This window comes from Novosphingobium sp. Chol11, assembly GCF_945870625.1.
Taxonomy (GTDB): domain Bacteria; phylum Pseudomonadota; class Alphaproteobacteria; order Sphingomonadales; family Sphingomonadaceae; genus Novosphingobium.
In genome coordinates, this window is the sequence record NZ_CAMBTS010000069.1 from 1 (window position 1) to 16,066 (window position 16,066).

Sequence of the window (16,066 nt, forward strand, 5' to 3'; positions counted from 1 at the left end):
CAGCAGCGAACGCGGGCTATAGCGGGCGATGGCGGGGGCGGCAAGAGCGATCAGACGCGCCGCGGGGAGAACGCCGCATGCCCGCAAATCCCTGTAATCGCGCGCTCTACCGCATTTATGACTCGGCTCATCGCCGGTTCATTGCTCACAGGCAATGCATCGGCGGATGATCGTTTCACCGCGATGATCAGTCGCTTTATCGATGGGAATTCGCGCATGACGCTGCTTCAACGCGCTGGACTTTGGCTCGCCGTGCTCGGCCTTGCCCATGGTCTGCCTGCCCTCGCGCAGGTTCAGTCCATCGATCCCAATTCCGCGATCGATTCCGACCTCAATCCCCCTTCTGCGCAAACCAGGATGCCTGACGCGCCCGCTCAACCAGCGCCGCCGGTCGCCGAATTGCCCGCCACCGCGCCGTCCGCGCCTGCAGCTGATGCGGATTATGCCGGCCCGGGCTGGGCTGCCGATGCGTCGTCTCCCGCAAAGGCAAAGGCAGCGGCGGGCTCGACTTACCGCGAGGATGATCTGATCGGCGCTGCCGAAGGCGTTTTCGGCATGGGATCGCGCGGCCTTGCCCTGATGATCCGCGATATCCTCAAGAAGCAGGGCGAGCCCAACGGCTATATCACCGGGCGCGAGGCGGGCGGTGCCTTGGTGGTCGGCCTGCGCTATGGTTCGGGCACATTGCATCACCGGATCGAGGGCAACCGCTCGGTTTACTGGACCGGCCCTTCGGTCGGGTTCGATTTCGGCGCCAACGCGGGCAACACTTTCGTCCTGGTTTATAATCTGGATGACACCGAGGATCTCTTCCGGCGCTATCCTGCGGGTGAAGGGCAGGCCTATCTGGTGGGCGGGTTCAACGTCTCTTATTTGCGCCGGGGCCACATTGTGCTGATCCCGGTGCGGCTGGGGGCGGGGCTGCGGCTCGGGGTGAATGCCGGGTACATGAAGTTTCGCAAGACGCAGAAATGGGTGCCGTTCTAAGGGCCATCGCCACCGATCCAAAAACGCTTGCTCCGGGTGTTGCCCGCCTGCAAAAGCGGGCGCACCCAAGGAGGTCCCTCATGCTTGAAGCTCTTGCCGTCCAGCCCGCCGATGCTTTGCTGTCGCTGATCAAGCTGCATAATGCCGATCCCCGAGCGACGAAGATCGATCTCGGCGTCGGCGTCTATCGCACCGCTGGCGGCGAGACTCCGGTGTTCAAGGCGATCAAGGCGGCCGAGGCGCGGCTGCTCGCCGATCAGGATACCAAGTCCTATCTTGGCCCCGATGGCGACATGGGCTTTGTCAACGCGTTGATCCCTTATGTCTTTGGCGCGGATTTCGATGCGACGCGGGTGGCAGGGATGCAGACCCCCGGGGGCACCGGCGCAGTGCGGCTGGCGATCGAGGTGGCCAAGCGCGCGGGCGTCGGGCGGGTCTGGATGGGCACGCCATCATGGCCGAACCACGCGCAGATCGATACCGCAGCGGGGCTTGAGCTCAAAACCTTCGTCCATGCCACACCGGCAGGTACGGCTGATTTCGACGCGCTGAGCGCGGTCCTCAAAGCCGCGCAGCCGGGCGATGCTGTGTTGCTGCATGGGTGCTGCCACAATCCCACCGGCGTTGACTACACCCCCGCGCAGTGGGACCAGATCGCGGCGCTGCTTGCCGAAACCGGCGTGTTTCCGATCATCGATCTGGCCTATCAGGGCCTTGGCGACGGCATGGAAGCCGATGCTTACGGGCTGCGCATGGTGCTCGCGCATGTGCCCGAGGCGCTGGTCGCCTATTCCTGCGACAAGAATTTCGGGCTTTACCGCGACCGGGTCGGCGCTTTCTATGCGGTGAGCGCGGATAGTGCGGCGCTCGCCAACGCGATGGGCAATGGCGCGGCGATTGCGCGCGCTGCCTGGTCGATGCCGCCAGATCATGGCGCTGCGGCGGTCCGGCTGGTGCTCGCCGATCCGGCGCTCACCGCGCTGTGGCTGGCCGAACTGGACGAGATGCGCGCGCGCATGGCCGGGGTGCGGGCGCGACTGGCGGCGGCGCAGACCATCGGCGCGATGTCCATGGTGCCGCTTGGCGCGCAAAAGGGGCTGTTCTCGATGCTGCCGCTCTCGCCCGAGGCGATCCTGACGCTGCGCGAACGCCACGGCATCTATATGGCGGGATCGGGCCGGATCAACATCGCCGGGCTGACCGACGGCAATATCGAGGCTTTCATTGCGGCGCTGCGCGACGTCGCGGGCTGAATTGCCAAAGGCCGAATTCCCCAAGCAAAAGTGACAATTGCCCCCGACTGGCAAGCAGGCAATCTGCCGAGGTCCAGATTTTCGCTTGAATTTATGAGGATGCCCATGTCGCGCGACCAGCTTTATGCGATGACCCGTTCTCTGATCGCCCACGGTCAGGCCAAGACGATGGAACTGGCCGACGAGGTGGTGCGGGTTCCCGCCTCGGCTTACACAGACCCTGAGCTCTACGCGCAGGAGAAGGAGCGGATCTTCAAGCGGCTGCCGCTGATGCTCGCGCTGTCGTGCGAATTGCGCGCGCCGGGCGCGTTCAAGGCGATGGAAGTGGCAGGTGTGCCGGTGTTGCTGACGCGGCAGGCCGATGGCAGCATCGGCGCGTTCCTCAACATGTGCACCCACCGCGGCAACCCGCTGGCGCAAGGGTCAGGGAGCGCCAACCGGTTCATGTGCGGTTATCATGGCTGGACCTTCCGCAATGATGGCGAACTGCTGGGTGTGGCTTCGCCCGGCGATTTCGGCGCGATCGATAAAGCTGCGCATTGTCTGAAGCGCTTTCCGGTGCTTGAGCGCGCCGGGCTGATCTGGGTGACGCTCGATCCGGGTTCGAAGCTGGCGATCGCGGATTTCCTGTGCGGCTATGATGCCATGCTCGAACACTTCGGCTTTGCCGATTGGCATCTGTTTGACAGCCGCCAGCTCGATGGGCCGAACTGGAAGACCACTTACGACGGCTATCTCGATTTTTATCACCTCCCCGTGCTTCATGCCAACACCTTCGGCTCCGACTTTTTCAATCGGGCCAATTTCTTCGGTTGGGGCCCGCATCAGCGGCTCTCCTCGCCATCGATCAAAGCGCAGAAAACCGGCAGCACCGAAACGGTCGATCTTTCCGCGATGGACGAGGCCGATTGGCCGATCGATGCGCTGCTTCAAGGCGTTTGGACCATTTTCCCGCATATCTCGATTGCCAGCTTTTATGGCGGCGGCGGGCGCGGGGCGCTGATTTCGCAGCTGCTCCCCGGGGCCACGGTTGGCGAGAGCGTAACCACGCAGTTTTATGTGATGGAGCACAAACCGACCGACGACGCGGTGCGCCAAGGCGCGCGCGACCAGTTTGATTTCCTCAAGATCGTGGTGGCAGAAGAAGACTACGCCACCGGCAGGCGCCAGCAGCAGGCGCTGCAATCGGGCTTGATGGACACGGTCCTGTTTGGCCGCAACGAGCGCGGCGGGCAAGTTTTCCACCAGTGGGTTGCCAAACTGATGGCCGCCAATGACGAGGAACTGCTCAGCATTTTCGCCGCCGAAAAGGTCGCCGAAGCGGCAGAGTGACTACATCGCCCGGTATTGCGGATGCCCGCTCGCCAGTATCTCCAGCATCGGCAGCGCAAACGCCGCCCCCGGCGTAGGCACCGGTTGATCGGGCAGTGGTAGCGACCAGTCGAGCGCATAATCGCGCTTTGCGATCCGCCATTCGCCGCCGCGCGCCTCGAACTCGTCGAGATAACGCCCGCCGTACATCGTGCCCGCGTAGCCGCCATCTTCGTCGGCCCGCGCACCCACCGCGATCCCATAGCATTCCGCGCTGGCATGCGCCCCATCATGGAGCACGATCTGCAATCCGCTGGTCATGTGCCAGCGCCGTGCGCTGGCGCGCTCCACCTGCATCACCACCGGCACGAAGTCTGCTGCGCTGCCTTTGAAGAAGCCGTAATCGATCGCGGCATCGGGCCAGTAGCAGCTGGCCTGTCCTGCCTCATCGAGCCAATCGAGCGTGCGCGAATAGCGTGCGATCACTTCGGCGATGGCCTGCTTGTCGAGCAGCGCTTGCAGCGCTTCTTCGCGGCTCACATACGCCCCGCTCATTTGCGGGAGGCCCACCACGCCGCGATATCGAGCGGAAAGCGCTCCTGCGCGGTCTTCATCGCCTCGCTCGCATCATCGGGCAGCGCGGGATCGTCGGTTTTTGGCAGGCCGCCGCCGGCCCCGGCAACCGGATCTACATATTCCAGCCGGATGCCATCGAGCACGGCCGCGAAATCGTGTGTCTCGTGGTGGTCAGACATCTGATGCGCGTAGAATGTCCATTTGTCGGTAAACGAAAGCAGGCAATAATAGAAATTGGGTTCCTGCCCTTTCCAGTATTCGTAGCGCAGCACGCCTTCCTCGGTGGCAAAAGTCTGCGTGATCATGTCGTGCATGATCGCCTCCCACTCTTCCTCTTTGCCGGGCTTGATCGTGAGATGGGCGAGCAGGGTGGTCATGCGGGGTTCTCCGTGGGGGTGATGGCAAGATGCAGGGAAAGCGTGCCGAGCATGATGCCCGGCTGGTGCAGAAATGTATTGCCCGGCGCATAGGCGATTCCGCCCAGCCGGTCACACAGCCGGTTCCAGGCAATCGTCTGCTCCAGCCGCGAGAGGCCGGAACCGGGGCAGATGCGCGGTCCTGCGGAAAATGCCAGATGGCGGGTCACGGCCTGCCGATCGAGCTTCAGGTCTAGCGGATCTTCAAATTCGTCCGGGTCGATATTCGCCGCGCCCCAGCGCAGATGCAGCGTCGAACCGGCGGGCACGGTGACGCCTTGAAACACTTCGTCCTGCCCGGTCATGCGGGTCGAAAGCCCCTGAGTGGGCGAGCGCAGCCGCATGCCTTCCTCGATAAAGCTGCGGATAGCCGCGCGATCCGTCTTCAACGTGCCAAACAGCCCGGGCCGCTCGCAAATCAGCTGCGCCTGCTCGACCAGCGCATATTGCGTGGTTTCAAGCCCGCCGATGATCATCGCATAGACGATCCCGTCGATCTCCGCGTCGGTCAGCTTGCGGTCCAGCGCCTCATAATGGACCTGCGTTAAAAAGCTGATCATGTCGTCCTGCGGCTGCGCGCGCTTGGTCCGCACCTGATCGCGCACATAGTCGGAAAGGCCGGCCAGCAGCCGAAACTTCTCGGCGGTCTGCTCAGGCGTCAGAATATTGTTGTGCCCGCAGCCGTGGACATAGGACATTACTTGCGCATTGCCCCAGATTTCCAGCCGGCCGATATCCTCCAGCGGAAAGCCGAGTACACTGGCCATCGCCAGCTGCGGCAGAACGCGCGCGAACTGGCTGACAAAATCGATTGTCGGCTCGGCAATCCAGCTGTCGATCAATTTATCGACGTGGCGCGTGATCATCGCCTCGTGCCGCTTCGCGCCGGGACCGACCCACGGATCGGTCAATTGCTGGCGGTGCGCGCGCCACAGGTCTGGCGTCGGGCGCAAGGTCGCGATCGATTGAACCATGGCATCCAGATCGGGCATTTCGCGCGCCAGTTTGCCGGTCTCGGCAATCTGCGCGATCAGCATCGAGAGCAGCGGCGGAAACCGCTCCCAATCGCGAACCACGCGCGCCACGTCGGCATATTTGGTCAGCACGAACGCATCGCGGTCCGGGGTCAGCCCTTCGCCGGGAAGGCGCAGCACCGGCGCCTGCGCATGCAGGATGGCATAAGCTTCATACCAATGCTCGGCTGCGCCCGGGCCAAACAAATCGACATCGGCAAGGCCGCGCGGGCATGCCATCGGGCTCAGCTCATGGTTCGCCTGCCGCATGCCCTCTCCCGCCAGCCAGATTGACAACCCGGCTTTATCGAATTGACCAGTTGTTGTGCGGCGCAGTTTGTCCGAGCCTCTGCTCACTTGCCACGCTCATTTTTAGGAGCACCGCGATGAGCCGGGTTGCCAAACTTGCCCCTTCGGAATGGGATCCGCGCCTGCGCGATGCGATCCAGCCTGACCAACTGACCGATCTCGAACAGGGCCTCAGCCGCTATTTCGCGCACTGCCCGGAGCAGATGCTCGGCCTTATGCAGTTTGGCCGCGCTTTGAAAGTCGGGCGGGCGCTGCCTGAGCGGCTGGTCGAGCTGGTGCGCCTGCGCATCGCGTTCTTCAACCAGTGCCGCAGCTGCATGGCGATCCGCTATGCCGATGCGCTGGCCGATGGCGTGAGCGAGGATCTGGTCTGCTCGTTGGAGCGCCCGCAGGAGGCCGAGAATCTTACCCCCGCCGAGAAATCCGCGATCCGTTACGGCGAGCTGATGGCCACCGATCATCTGGCCATTAACGAGGCGGTCTTTGCCGATCTGCGCCTCCATTTCAGCGAGGCTGAAATCGTCGAGCTGGGCATGACCTGCGCTTTCTTCGTCGGCTTCGGCCGCCTCGGGGCGACGTTGCACATGGTCGATGAACTGCCGGAGGCGTTCAAGGGCGAAGGCACGATTGCGCCGTGGGGCGAGGAACGGATCGTGGTGCGATGAGCGCACAAGAAGCTTCCAGCGTGGCTGCCGCCTGCCCAGCCGATCTGGGCATCAATCTGTTTGACGCGCAGCTCCACCAGTGTCCCTATCCCGCCTATCAGCGCCTTCGCGACGAAGCCCCGGCCTATTGTCAGCCGGGCACCAATATCTATGTCGTGACCCGCTATGACGATGTGCGCCGCGTGCTTACCGATGCCGAAACTTTCCCCAGCAGCGCCGAAGGCACCGGCTACGAACGCCCGACCAACAATATCGAGCGCCAGCGCAAGGTGCATGAACGGTTTGCCGCCAAGGGCTGGGTCCCCGCGCCCACGCTGGCCGGGCGCGACGATCCGAACCACCGCCAGATGCGCGCCATGTTCAACGAGGCGTTCAAGCCGAGCCGCATCAAGCAGATCGATCCGCTGGTCGAAACGCTCGCTTACGAGCTGATCGACGGCTTTCTCGCCGATGGCCATTGCGACTGGGTCAGCCAGTTCTGCGTGCCGCTGCCGCTCTATATCATCGGCCAGCAGATGGGCGCGAAGCGCGAGGATATCTGGCGGATCAAGGGCTGGACTGACGCCTTTTTCCAGCGCATCTCGATGATGCTGCCCGAAGAGCGCGAGATGGAAATGGTCGACCGCGAGATCGAGGCGCAGCACTATTTCCAACCGATCTTCGAGCGTCTGCGCAAAAATCCTGATGATTCGCTAATCAGCGTGCTGGTCAACACCGTGATCGAGGGCTGGGGCCGCCCGCTCAATGACAACGAGCTCCATGCCGAAATGATGGCCGATACCTTCGTCGGCGGCAGCGAGACCACCACCAACGCGCTGGCCGCCGGCATGAAGCTGCTGATCGAAAACAAGGACGTGTGGCAGCAGCTCAGGTCCGATCCCGAGCGCTATATGAAAACCTTCGTCGAGGAAGTGCTGCGGCTCGAATCCCCAGTGCAGAGCCTGATGCGCTTTTGCGCCAAGGACGCCGATTTCGATGGCATGGTCATCCCAAAAGGCGCGCTGATCAACGTTCGCTACGCCGCCGCCAATCGCGACGAGCGCGCGATTGAAAACCCCGAACGGCTGGATCTTGAGCGTCCGCGCGCTGCTGCGCATCTGGCCTTCGGCGCCGGCGCACACCACTGCCTCGGCGCGCCGCTGGCCCGGCGCGAGCTGACCTGGGGTTTTCAGGCGGTGGTCGACCGGTTCGAAGACATGCACTTTGACCCAGGTAAGAACGACTTTGCCATCCACCCCCACTTCCTGCTGCGCAGCCTCAAAGCGCTGCACATCGAGTTCGAACCCAAGAAGCGTTAGCCTATCCTTGTGCGGACAGCCCCTGCATCCGTTTCAGATAGCGGGCCAGCACATCGATCTCGAGGTTGACTTTGGTCCCTGATGCCAGCGTGCCCAGCGTGGTCACGGCGGCGGTGTGGGGAATGATGTTCAGCCCGAAATGCACCGATCCATCGGCCTGATCGTCCACGGCGTTCACTGTCAGCGAAACGCCATCGAGCGTGATCGAGCCTTTGGGCGCGATGAACGGCGCGAGCGCCGGCGGCGCGGCGATCACCAGCCGCCACGATCCGCCCTCGCGCTCCATCGAAACCACTTCGCCCATCGCATCGACATGGCCGGTGACGATATGGCCGCCCAGCTCGTCGCCCAGCCGCAGCGCGGGTTCGAGATTGACCGGTGCGTCTTCTTGCCACAGCGCGGGCGCAGTATGCGCGCGGGTCTCGCCTGAGACATCGACCGCGAACCACGCCTTGCCTGCCTCGCCGCCGCGATCCACCACGGTCAGGCACACGCCCGAACAGGCAATCGAGGCACCGATCATGATCTTCGCCGGGTCCATCGCGCAAGCCACAGTAACCCGTGTATCGCCCTGCAGCGCAATCCCGGTGATCCGGCCGACTTCTGTGACGATCCCTGTAAACATGCTTCAGCTCCCTTCGCGAACGCGTTCGTAGACTTCGAGCATATCGCTGCCAAGCGCCCGTTGGTCCGTGCGCTGCCAGCGCCCATGCGCCTCCGCCAACGATCCCAGCCCGATATCGCCGACGGCAGACAGCCCCCTGCCGATGATGATCGGCGCGCGATAGAACAGCAAGCGGTCCACCATGTCAGCCGCCAGAAACGTCGCCGCCGCGCTCGCGCCGCCCTCGACAAACAAATATTGCGCGTCACCGAACGCGCCGGGCGCACCGATATCCCCCACCGCGCGCCAGCCCTCGGGCGCTGTCCCCCGCGTCAACAGCCAACGCTCCGGGCTGCGCGCTTCGAGACCCGGGAGGCGCACGTTGAGACGCGGCGCGTCGGCGCGCAAGGTGCCGCCGCCCGCCAGAATGGCATCGCTTCGGGCCCGCATCGCATGGGCATGCGCGCGCGCCTCAGGGCCGGTGATCCATTGGCTCGAACCATCGCCCAGCGCGATCCTGCCATCGAGCGAGGTGCCAAGTTTCAGCGTTACATGCGGCCGGCCGGCGCGCGCACGCATCAGATAGCCCTCGAGCGAGCGCGTCGCGGCGGGTGATGTCAGAAGATCGGCGGCAATCCCGGCGGCGCGCAGCAGCGCCAATCCCGCCCCGGCCGTGCGCGGATCGGGGTCCAGGCATCCCGCCACCACCCGCGCGACGCCCGCCTCGCGCAGCAGCGCGGCGCAGGCGGGTCCGCGCGCGCTGTCATGCGCGCAAGGTTCCAGCGTGACATAGGCCGCAGCGCCGCGCGCGGCTTCGCCTGCCTGCCTGATCGCCTGGGCCTCGGCGTGCGGGCGTCCGCCCGGCTGCGTCCAGCCGCGCCCGATCACCCGGCCATCGGCGATGATCACCGCGCCCACGGCGGGATTGGGGCGGCTCAGTGGGCGTCCGCGCGCCGCAATCGCGGCGGCCGCGTCCATCCAGTCATGATCGCTCGCCACGTTGGGGGGCTACTTGTTGGCTGGCTTGGTCACGAGCTGGTCGAGCAGTTCGCGGTTCTTGCGCTCTTCCACCTGCTTTTGCGCGGCCCGCTCGGCTTTGCCGTCGTCATACATTTTCTGCGTGTCGATCCCGCTCGCCCGGCCCAGCGCGCGATAGACCTGCCGGGCCCGCTCTTCGCGCGCCTCCTGCTCGGCTTCTTCCTGCTTGGCGCGCTTGGTCGCTGCGATGTTTCCGGCGATGATCTCGGCATCGCTGCGGTCGTCGCGCCAGCTTTCGAAATAGATGATCTCCGGCGGCTTGGGCGGTCCGCGCCCTTCCTGCTGCACCATCACATAGAAAATGCCGCCTGTGACCAAACCGGCCAGCCCGAGCGCGCGCCAGCGATATTCGCTCGGCGCGCCAAGCACCGAGAAGATATCCCTAACCGCACCGGCCGGAGAAACATTGCGCCAAAAATCACTCATCGGCGCAGGAGATAGGCTGCCTGAGCCGATTCTGCCAGTGCACAGCCTGATTCAGCCGAATGGGCCGTACAATGTCCGGCCTTCGCGCTTGAGCCACTGGTTCGCGGCGGCGATGTCGCCCTCGTAGATCGCGGCCAGATGCGCATGAAACGCCGTGCTGTGATCGAAATGGGTCATATGCGCGACCTCGTGCGCCATCACCGAGCGGCGCACCGCATCGGGGGCCATGATCAGCCGCCAATTGATCCGGATGACCCCGCCTGCCGAGCAACTGCCCCAGCGCCGCTGCGCTGCGGAAAGCGCCAGCCGGGGCACAGCGACCCCGGCACGGGCACAATACTCTGCCAGATCCCGCGCGCCCAGCCGCATCGCCTCGCTTTCAAGCCAGCGGCGCAGCCGCCGCGCCATGGTTTCGGCCGGACCGCCCATGACCAGCGTGCCATCATCCAGCACCGGCTGGCGCGGGGCCGAAGGCAGCCAGTCGATCCGCAAGGTCTCGCCGCGATAGGCGATCGTGCCGCCCGGTTCGACCGTTTGCGGCGGCGGGATGCGCGCCAGTTGCTCGGCCAGCCAGTCGCTGCGCTGCGCGGCAAAGGCGACCGCATCGCTCGTGCGGCCCCATGTCGGCAGCGAAACCCGCGCTTCGCGGCCATCGGGCGCAAGTCGCAAGGTGATCCGCCGGGCATGGCGCAGCCGCCTCACCACAAGCGGCAAAGTGCGTCCATCAACCAGGACGCTGATCGGCTCGGGCATCGCGCGGCTCACCGGGCGCACGGGCGCACGCTTCATCCGGGCCAACCACGCAATCACGTTTCGTCATCCTGCACGATGTGATCTTCCAGCGGCCCGGCGAGCACTTCGCTGATCGCCTTGCCGATCACCGACTGGCCCGCGCGGCGCACCGCGGTGCGATCGCCGCATTCGAGATAATGCCAGTCGGGCAGCGGCTTGCCATCCGCGCGCAGGCGATAGGCGCATGTCGCGGGCAGCCAGCGCACTTCGCGCACCAGCTTCAAGGTCAGCCGCAGGCAATCGGGCACCATCGCCTTGCGGTGCCGGTAATCGGCGCAGCGCCCGCTTGAAAGATCGAGCAGGCGGCAGGCGACATTGGTGCGGATCACCTCGCCGGTGTCCTCATCTTCCAGCTTGTGCAGGCAACACTTGCCGCAGCCGTCGCACAGCGCTTCCCATTCGTCGCGGTTCAGGGCTTCCAACGGCTTGTCCCAGAACCGGTCCGGCGCGCTCCCGGAAGTACTCCCAGAATTGCTCAATGCACCCACTTCTCAAGTTCCGCCGCGACCGCCTTGCCGTCCGCTTCGGCGGGCAGGATCGCAATCGGCTGGCCCTCGGGCCCCATCAGGAAGGCAGCGCGGCTGTGGTCCATCAGATACGCGCCGGGGGCGGTTTCCTTGCCCTTCTGGTAAAATACCGCGTAAGACTTGGCGACCGCCGCCACTTGCGCCGGCGTGCCCGTCAACCCGATCAGCTCCGGCCCGAAGTTCGCCGCGAACTCGCCCACCACTTGCGGCGTATCGCGCGCCGGATCGATGGTGATGAACATCGGGGCCAGTTTTGCGCCCAGCGCTGGCTGGGCTTTGGCGAAGGCATGAACACCCTGCATCAGATGCTGCACATCCAGCGGGCACACATCCGGGCAAAAGGTATAGCCGAAATAGACCACCCGGTACCGTCCGGCGAAATCGGCGGCGCGCACCGTCTTGCCCTGCTTGTCGATCAGCGTGAAATCGCCGCCGATGGCTGCGCCCGCCAGCGGCGGCTCGGGCGATGCGCCGCTGCACGCGCCCAGCGCGGTGAGCGCGGCTGCGCAAAGCGCCGCAAGCAGCGGGCGCAAACGATGCGCAGGGCGGAAACCAGCGTGGACTACAGGGGACATGGCGCGACAGTTCATGCTCTGCTAACCCCCATCTTGCAAGGATGAGTCTGGGTTATCGTGGCCCAAACAGGAGGAAAACCGATCGTGACCAAATGGCTGAGCACTGCCCGCATGGGCCTGGCTGCCATCGCCGTGGCGTGCGCTTTTGCGCTGGCCATGCCCGCGCAGGCGCAATTTTCCGAAAGCTACCGGTTCCTCGAAGCGGTGCGCAAGAAGGAAGGCGACAAGGTCAACGATACGCTGAACGAGCCCGGCACCCAGATCATCAACACGCGCGACAAGACCACGGGCGAGAGCGCGCTGCATATCGTTACCGCGCGGCGAGATCTGCTGTGGATGCAGTTTCTTCTCGGCAAAGGGGCGAACGTCAATATCCGCGATGCGCGCGGCACCACCCCGCTGGTGGTGGCGGTCGGCCTCAATTTTCTCGAAGGGGTTGAACTGCTCCTGGCGCAGGGCGCGCGGGTCGATGAGCCGGACAATACCGGCGAAACCCCGCTGATCACAGCGGTGCATCGCCGCGATGTCGGCATGGTGCGCGCTTTGCTGAAAGCAGGCGCAAACCCCGACCGGCCCGACAACTCGGGACGCTCTGCCCGCGATTATGCGCAACTTGACGGCAAAGGCAGCGCAATGCTGAACGAGCTTGATAACGCACCCAAGGCCGCGTCCAGCGGAGCCAAGAAGACTTACGGCCCATCCTTCTAAACGAGTGTTCGCGCATGACCGATGCCCAGCCCCATACCCAGACTGATCCCGCGAATGATGAGCGCACCCTTGACGAGCTGCGCCTCGATCTTGCCCCGGCGATTGCCGATGCGGCGGTGTTCGATGGCTGGAGCGAGGCCGCCCTGGCGCAGGCCGCAGAGGCCTCTGGCGTCGATCCCGCTGCCGCGCGCTTTGCGTTCAAAGGCCGGGGCGATAAGCCCGATGCGATGGCGATGATCGCCGCATGGATCGGCAGCATCGACCGCGCGATGGCCGAAGCGCTGCCCACCGCCGAAGTGACGGCGCTGCCCATCCGCGAGCGCATTCGCCGCCTGATCCAGTTCCGGCTCGATCACATGGCCTGGCAGAAGGAGGCGCTGCGCCGCGCCCGCTCGGAAATGGCAAAGCCGTGGAACGTCGCGGCTGCGGCCCGGCTCGGTTGGTCGAGCGCCGACGCGATGTGGCACCTCGCAGGCGATACCGCGACCGACTACAACCACTATACCAAGCGCGCCACGCTCGCGGCGATCTACGCGGCCACGCTGATGGTCTACGCCGACGATACCAGCGAAGAAAGCGCGGATACCAAAGCCTTCCTCGATCGCCGGATCGAAGGCGTCATGCGCTTTGAAAAGGCCAAGGCGCGCCTGACCCGGCCACAGGACGAAAGCTTCAGCCCGCTGCGCGTGCTGGGCCGCTTGCGCTATCCGGCGCGCTGATCGCTTCAATTCGGCGCATCTAATGCGAATGACTTGCAATTGCTGCGGGGCTATGGCAGCGCATAGACCGTGACCCTTGATCAGCTTCCCATCGGCGTGCTCGCCCGCATCGCGCGGATCGACTGGAGCCAGCTTGTGCCCGAAGAAGCGCAGCGGCTGCGCGCCTTGGGCATCGATGAGGGGGCTGAGGTCCGGCTTTCGTATCGCGGTGTCTTTTTTTCCCGCGATCCGATCGCGTTGGAGATCGGGCGGATGACCCTGGCGCTGCGCCGGGTTCATGCCTGCGCGATGGAGGTTGAGCCGGTTCGCGCCGAAGCGGCGGCATGACCAATAAGCCCTGCGTGGTCGCACTCGTCGGCAATCCCAATGCCGGCAAAAGCGCCCTGTTCAATGCGCTCACCGGCGCACGCCAGAAAATAGCCAATTATCCCGGCGTCACTGTCGAGCGCAAGGCGGGGCGCATGGCGCTGCCGGCGGGAGAACCGGCCGAACTGGTCGATCTGCCCGGCGCCTATGGCCTCGATGCCACCAGCCCCGATGAGGAAGTGACCCGCGCGGTCGTCATGGGCGAAATGGCGGGGCAGGCGCAGCCCGATGTGCTCGTGATCGTGCTCGATGCCGCCAATCTGGCGCAGCACCTCGTGTTTGCGCAGGAATTGATCGCGCTGGGCCGCCCGGTCGTGGTCGCGCTCAACATGGTCGATCTGGCCGAGCGCGATGGGCTGGTGCTCGATCCCGCCGCGCTGCAATCCGCGCTTGGCGTGCCGGTGATCCCTACGGTGGCGGTGCGCAAGCGCGGGCTGGCCGATCTGGCCGCCGCGATTGCCGAGGCGCGAGGCCGGGTGAGCGCGCCCGCCGCCGCGCCGCGCGCGCACCTCACTTTGCCCGAGCGGCGCATGCTCGCGCGCGAAATGGCGCAAGGCGCGGTTTTGTCTGAATCCTCGCAGCACCGGATTCATTCGCGCGTCGATCATGTGTTGCTTCATCCCTGGGCGGGGCCGGTTATCCTGTTTGCGCTGCTGTTCGTGGTGTTTCAGGCGGTGTTTTCATGGGCAACGCCGCTCCAGGATGCGCTTGACGCGGCTTTTTCCGGGTTCGGCGGCCTCGTTCGCGCCGCGCTGCCGCCCTCGCTGGCGCGCGATTTCCTCACCGACGGGGTCATTGCGGGGGTGGGCGCTGTGGTCGTGTTCCTGCCGCAGATCCTGATCCTGTTTTTCTTCATTCTGACGATGGAGGCAACCGGCTACATGGCCAGAGCCGCCTTTCTGATGGACCGGATGATGGCGGGTGTCGGGCTTTCGGGCCGCAGCTTCATCCCCTTGCTTTCCAGCTTTGCCTGCGCGGTGCCGGGGATCATGTCGACCCGTTCGATCACCGATCCCAAGGACCGGCTGACCACCATTCTGGTGGCCCCGCTGATGACCTGCTCTGCGCGCCTTCCGGTCTATGCCGTGATCATCGCCGCGTTCATTCCAAACAGCCGGGTTCTGCCGGGGATCGGCCTCCAAGGGCTGGTGCTGTTCGCGCTCTATGTCGTGGGCGTGGTCGGCGCGATGGCGGTGGCGCTGGTGCTGCGCCGCTCGGTCACCAAGGGCGCGGCCTCGGGCTTCATCATGGAATTGCCCAAGTATCAGATGCCCACCGCGCGCGACCTTGCGCTCGGCCTGTTTCAGCGCGCTTGGGTGTTCCTGCGCCGCGCGGGCACGATGATCCTGACGGTCACCGTGGTGCTGTGGTTGCTGCTCAATTTTCCGCGTGCAGAAGCCGGTCAGGATCAGGTCGATGCCAGCGTGGCGGGCCATATCGCCAACGGGCTGGCGGTGGTGATCGCGCCGATCGGTTTCAACCGTGATATTGCGCTGGCGCTGATCCCGGCGATGGCCGCGCGCGAAGTGGCCGTCAGTGCGCTCGCCACGACCTATGCCGTGAGCGAGACCGATCCCGATGCGCAAGGCCGCGCGCTGGGCGTATCGCTCAAGGCGAAGTGGAGCCTCGCCACCGCGCTGGCGTTCCTCGCGTGGTTCGTGTTCGCGCCGCAATGCATGTCGACCATCGCGGTCACCCGGCGCGAGACCAACGGCTGGAAATGGCCGATCTTCATGCTGAGCTACATGTTCGGGCTCGCCTATCTGTTTTCCGGGTTGACCTACTGGACTGCGGTCGCCTTCGGGCTCGGTTAGTTTGGGGGAAAACCTGCGTATCTGCGCTGGCACCGTCCGGGCGCGATGCGCTAACCCGTATGCCACACGCAAAGGGACACGATTCGATGGCAGGCAGCGTCAACAAGGTCATCATAGTCGGCAATCTGGGTGCCGATCCCGAAGTGAAGAGCTTCCAGAACGGCGGACGCATCGCCAACTTGCGCATTGCGACATCCGAAAACTGGAAGGACAAAGCCACCGGTGAGCGCAAGGAGCGCACCGAATGGCATTCCGTGGTGCTTCAGTCCGATGGTCTGGTCGGCGTGGCCGAGCGCTATCTCAAAAAGGGCAGCAAGGTCTATATCGAAGGCCAGCTGCGCACGCGCAAGTGGCAGGATGCCTCGGGCAATGATCGCTACACCACCGAAGTGTCGGTGGGCATCAATGGCAACCTCACCATGCTCGATGGCGCGCAAGGCGGCGCCGGTGCAGGCGGCGGGGGTGGCGGCGGTCAGCGCGCGGGCGGCTGGAACGAAGGTGGTTCCGGCGGCGGCGCATCGGGCGGTGGGCGCTCAGGCGGCGGTTCATCCGGCGGCGGCTGGAATCAGGGCGGCGGCGGCTCTGGCGGCGGCATGGCCGATGACTTGGACGACGACATCCCGTTCTGAACGAGCCGCGCCCCTGCGCAGGCAGGGGCCTCAGTCAGGA

Annotated in this window: 19 protein-coding genes; 10 read left to right on the top strand and 9 right to left on the bottom strand. The window is 64.9% G+C overall.

All coding sequences use genetic code 11. The features are described from left to right. The first annotated feature begins 216 nt into the window (after nucleotides 1-216). The 3 genes from Q0O40_RS11100 (at nucleotide 217) to Q0O40_RS11110 (ending at nucleotide 3,572) form a co-directional block, all read left to right on the top strand. Nucleotides 217-987, top strand: a complete 771-nt coding sequence (locus Q0O40_RS11100) for a DUF1134 domain-containing protein (RefSeq protein WP_295529646.1) — start codon at nucleotides 217-219, stop codon at nucleotides 985-987. A gap of 80 nt (nucleotides 988-1,067) precedes the next feature. After that, on the top strand, nucleotides 1,068-2,240 hold the full coding sequence (locus Q0O40_RS11105) for an amino acid aminotransferase (protein WP_295529614.1): 1,173 nt from the start codon (nucleotides 1,068-1,070) through the stop codon (nucleotides 2,238-2,240). Nucleotides 2,241-2,339: 99 nt separating this feature from the next. Then, nucleotides 2,340-3,572, top strand: coding sequence for an aromatic ring-hydroxylating dioxygenase subunit alpha (locus Q0O40_RS11110; RefSeq protein WP_295529616.1), 1,233 nt, complete (start codon nucleotides 2,340-2,342; stop codon nucleotides 3,570-3,572). Here the strand turns inward: Q0O40_RS11110 and Q0O40_RS11115 are convergent, their stop codons facing one another. From Q0O40_RS11115 to Q0O40_RS11125, 3 genes are read right to left on the bottom strand one after another with little or no spacing between them, the layout of a single operon-like run. Next, the gene (locus Q0O40_RS11115) at nucleotides 3,573-4,106 is read right to left on the bottom strand and encodes a nuclear transport factor 2 family protein (protein WP_295529618.1); all 534 of its coding nucleotides are present in this window, start codon (nucleotides 4,104-4,106) and stop codon (nucleotides 3,573-3,575) included. Beyond that, entirely contained in the window at nucleotides 4,103-4,504 is a 402-nt protein-coding gene (locus tag Q0O40_RS11120; protein WP_295529620.1) for an antibiotic biosynthesis monooxygenase, read from the bottom strand. The genes Q0O40_RS11115 and Q0O40_RS11120 overlap by 4 nt, the downstream gene beginning before the upstream one ends. Next, on the bottom strand, nucleotides 4,501-5,826 hold the full coding sequence (locus Q0O40_RS11125; protein WP_295529622.1) for a cytochrome P450: 1,326 nt from the start codon (nucleotides 5,824-5,826) through the stop codon (nucleotides 4,501-4,503). The genes Q0O40_RS11120 and Q0O40_RS11125 overlap by 4 nt, the downstream gene beginning before the upstream one ends. Before the next feature lie 116 nt (nucleotides 5,827-5,942). On the opposite strand from Q0O40_RS11125, the gene Q0O40_RS11130 reads away from it, so the two are divergent. Next, nucleotides 5,943-6,530, top strand: coding sequence for a carboxymuconolactone decarboxylase family protein (locus Q0O40_RS11130; RefSeq protein WP_295529624.1), 588 nt, complete (start codon nucleotides 5,943-5,945; stop codon nucleotides 6,528-6,530). Next, complete coding sequence (locus tag Q0O40_RS11135; protein ID WP_295529626.1) at nucleotides 6,527-7,828, top strand: cytochrome P450; 1,302 nt, start codon at nucleotides 6,527-6,529, stop codon at nucleotides 7,826-7,828. Before Q0O40_RS11130 ends, Q0O40_RS11135 begins: the two co-directional genes overlap by 4 nt. A 1-nt stretch (nucleotide 7,829) precedes the next feature. Here the strand turns inward: Q0O40_RS11135 and Q0O40_RS11140 are convergent, their stop codons facing one another. The 6 genes from Q0O40_RS11140 to Q0O40_RS11165 are packed head-to-tail and all read right to left on the bottom strand — an operon-like array spanning nucleotide 7,830 to nucleotide 11,790. After that, a complete protein-coding gene (locus tag Q0O40_RS11140; protein WP_295529628.1) occupies nucleotides 7,830-8,453 on the bottom strand; it encodes a riboflavin synthase in 624 nt (207 codons plus the stop codon). A 3-nt stretch (nucleotides 8,454-8,456) separates the two neighbouring features. Continuing rightward, nucleotides 8,457-9,431, bottom strand: a complete 975-nt coding sequence (gene ribD, locus Q0O40_RS11145) for a bifunctional diaminohydroxyphosphoribosylaminopyrimidine deaminase/5-amino-6-(5-phosphoribosylamino)uracil reductase RibD (protein ID WP_295529630.1) — start codon at nucleotides 9,429-9,431, stop codon at nucleotides 8,457-8,459. A 9-nt stretch (nucleotides 9,432-9,440) separates the two neighbouring features. Next, the gene (locus tag Q0O40_RS11150; RefSeq protein ID WP_295529631.1) at nucleotides 9,441-9,896 is read right to left on the bottom strand and encodes a hypothetical protein; all 456 of its coding nucleotides are present in this window, start codon (nucleotides 9,894-9,896) and stop codon (nucleotides 9,441-9,443) included. 51 nt (nucleotides 9,897-9,947) lie between these two features. Further along, nucleotides 9,948-10,685 carry a M48 family metallopeptidase gene (locus Q0O40_RS11155; RefSeq protein ID WP_295529633.1) on the bottom strand — a complete coding sequence of 246 codons (738 nt, stop codon included), beginning with the start codon at nucleotides 10,683-10,685 and terminating at the stop codon, nucleotides 9,948-9,950. 17 nt (nucleotides 10,686-10,702) lie between these two features. Next, nucleotides 10,703-11,167 carry a YcgN family cysteine cluster protein gene (locus tag Q0O40_RS11160; RefSeq protein WP_295529635.1) on the bottom strand — a complete coding sequence of 155 codons (465 nt, stop codon included), beginning with the start codon at nucleotides 11,165-11,167 and terminating at the stop codon, nucleotides 10,703-10,705. Then, nucleotides 11,164-11,790 (bottom strand): SCO family protein, encoded by a 627-nt coding sequence (locus Q0O40_RS11165; protein WP_295529636.1) that lies wholly within the window; start codon nucleotides 11,788-11,790, stop codon nucleotides 11,164-11,166. The genes Q0O40_RS11160 and Q0O40_RS11165 overlap by 4 nt, the downstream gene beginning before the upstream one ends. Before the next feature lie 111 nt (nucleotides 11,791-11,901). Between Q0O40_RS11165 and Q0O40_RS11170 the strand changes: the two genes are divergently transcribed. The 5 genes from Q0O40_RS11170 (at nucleotide 11,902) to ssb (ending at nucleotide 16,026) form a co-directional block, all read left to right on the top strand. Beyond that, nucleotides 11,902-12,498, top strand: coding sequence for an ankyrin repeat domain-containing protein (locus Q0O40_RS11170; RefSeq protein WP_295529647.1), 597 nt, complete (start codon nucleotides 11,902-11,904; stop codon nucleotides 12,496-12,498). A gap of 14 nt (nucleotides 12,499-12,512) precedes the next feature. Beyond that, a complete protein-coding gene (locus Q0O40_RS11175) occupies nucleotides 12,513-13,217 on the top strand; it encodes a COQ9 family protein (protein ID WP_295529637.1) in 705 nt (234 codons plus the stop codon). A 69-nt stretch (nucleotides 13,218-13,286) separates the two neighbouring features. Continuing rightward, complete coding sequence (locus tag Q0O40_RS11180) at nucleotides 13,287-13,544, top strand: FeoA family protein (RefSeq protein ID WP_295529640.1); 258 nt, start codon at nucleotides 13,287-13,289, stop codon at nucleotides 13,542-13,544. Next, complete coding sequence (locus Q0O40_RS11185) at nucleotides 13,541-15,397, top strand: ferrous iron transporter B (protein WP_295529642.1); 1,857 nt, start codon at nucleotides 13,541-13,543, stop codon at nucleotides 15,395-15,397. The genes Q0O40_RS11180 and Q0O40_RS11185 overlap by 4 nt, the downstream gene beginning before the upstream one ends. A gap of 86 nt (nucleotides 15,398-15,483) precedes the next feature. Beyond that, nucleotides 15,484-16,026 carry a single-stranded DNA-binding protein gene (gene ssb, locus Q0O40_RS11190; protein ID WP_295529644.1) on the top strand — a complete coding sequence of 181 codons (543 nt, stop codon included), beginning with the start codon at nucleotides 15,484-15,486 and terminating at the stop codon, nucleotides 16,024-16,026. The last annotated feature ends 40 nt before the right edge of the window (nucleotides 16,027-16,066 follow it).

What these genes read in the sequence shown, in the direction of transcription:
- Q0O40_RS11100 (WP_295529646.1), top strand. Translation starts at nt 217, where the DNA reads ATGACGCTGCTTCAACGCGCTGGACTTTGGCTCGCCGTGCTCGGCCTT.
- Q0O40_RS11105 (WP_295529614.1), top strand. Translation starts at nt 1,068, where the DNA reads ATGCTTGAAGCTCTTGCCGTCCAGCCCGCCGATGCTTTGCTGTCGCTG.
- Q0O40_RS11110 (WP_295529616.1), top strand. Translation starts at nt 2,340, where the DNA reads ATGCCCATGTCGCGCGACCAGCTTTATGCGATGACCCGTTCTCTGATC.
- Q0O40_RS11115 (WP_295529618.1), bottom strand. Translation starts at nt 4,106, where the DNA reads ATGAGCGGGGCGTATGTGAGCCGCGAAGAAGCGCTGCAAGCGCTGCTC.
- Q0O40_RS11120 (WP_295529620.1), bottom strand. Translation starts at nt 4,504, where the DNA reads ATGACCACCCTGCTCGCCCATCTCACGATCAAGCCCGGCAAAGAGGAA.
- Q0O40_RS11125 (WP_295529622.1), bottom strand. Translation starts at nt 5,826, where the DNA reads ATGCGGCAGGCGAACCATGAGCTGAGCCCGATGGCATGCCCGCGCGGC.
- Q0O40_RS11130 (WP_295529624.1), top strand. Translation starts at nt 5,943, where the DNA reads ATGAGCCGGGTTGCCAAACTTGCCCCTTCGGAATGGGATCCGCGCCTG.
- Q0O40_RS11135 (WP_295529626.1), top strand. Translation starts at nt 6,527, where the DNA reads ATGAGCGCACAAGAAGCTTCCAGCGTGGCTGCCGCCTGCCCAGCCGAT.
- Q0O40_RS11140 (WP_295529628.1), bottom strand. Translation starts at nt 8,453, where the DNA reads ATGTTTACAGGGATCGTCACAGAAGTCGGCCGGATCACCGGGATTGCG.
- Q0O40_RS11150 (WP_295529631.1), bottom strand. Translation starts at nt 9,896, where the DNA reads ATGAGTGATTTTTGGCGCAATGTTTCTCCGGCCGGTGCGGTTAGGGAT.
- Q0O40_RS11155 (WP_295529633.1), bottom strand. Translation starts at nt 10,685, where the DNA reads ATGAAGCGTGCGCCCGTGCGCCCGGTGAGCCGCGCGATGCCCGAGCCG.
- Q0O40_RS11165 (WP_295529636.1), bottom strand. Translation starts at nt 11,790, where the DNA reads ATGTCCCCTGTAGTCCACGCTGGTTTCCGCCCTGCGCATCGTTTGCGC.
- Q0O40_RS11170 (WP_295529647.1), top strand. Translation starts at nt 11,902, where the DNA reads ATGGGCCTGGCTGCCATCGCCGTGGCGTGCGCTTTTGCGCTGGCCATG.
- Q0O40_RS11175 (WP_295529637.1), top strand. Translation starts at nt 12,513, where the DNA reads ATGACCGATGCCCAGCCCCATACCCAGACTGATCCCGCGAATGATGAG.
- Q0O40_RS11185 (WP_295529642.1), top strand. Translation starts at nt 13,541, where the DNA reads ATGACCAATAAGCCCTGCGTGGTCGCACTCGTCGGCAATCCCAATGCC.
- ssb (WP_295529644.1), top strand. Translation starts at nt 15,484, where the DNA reads ATGGCAGGCAGCGTCAACAAGGTCATCATAGTCGGCAATCTGGGTGCC.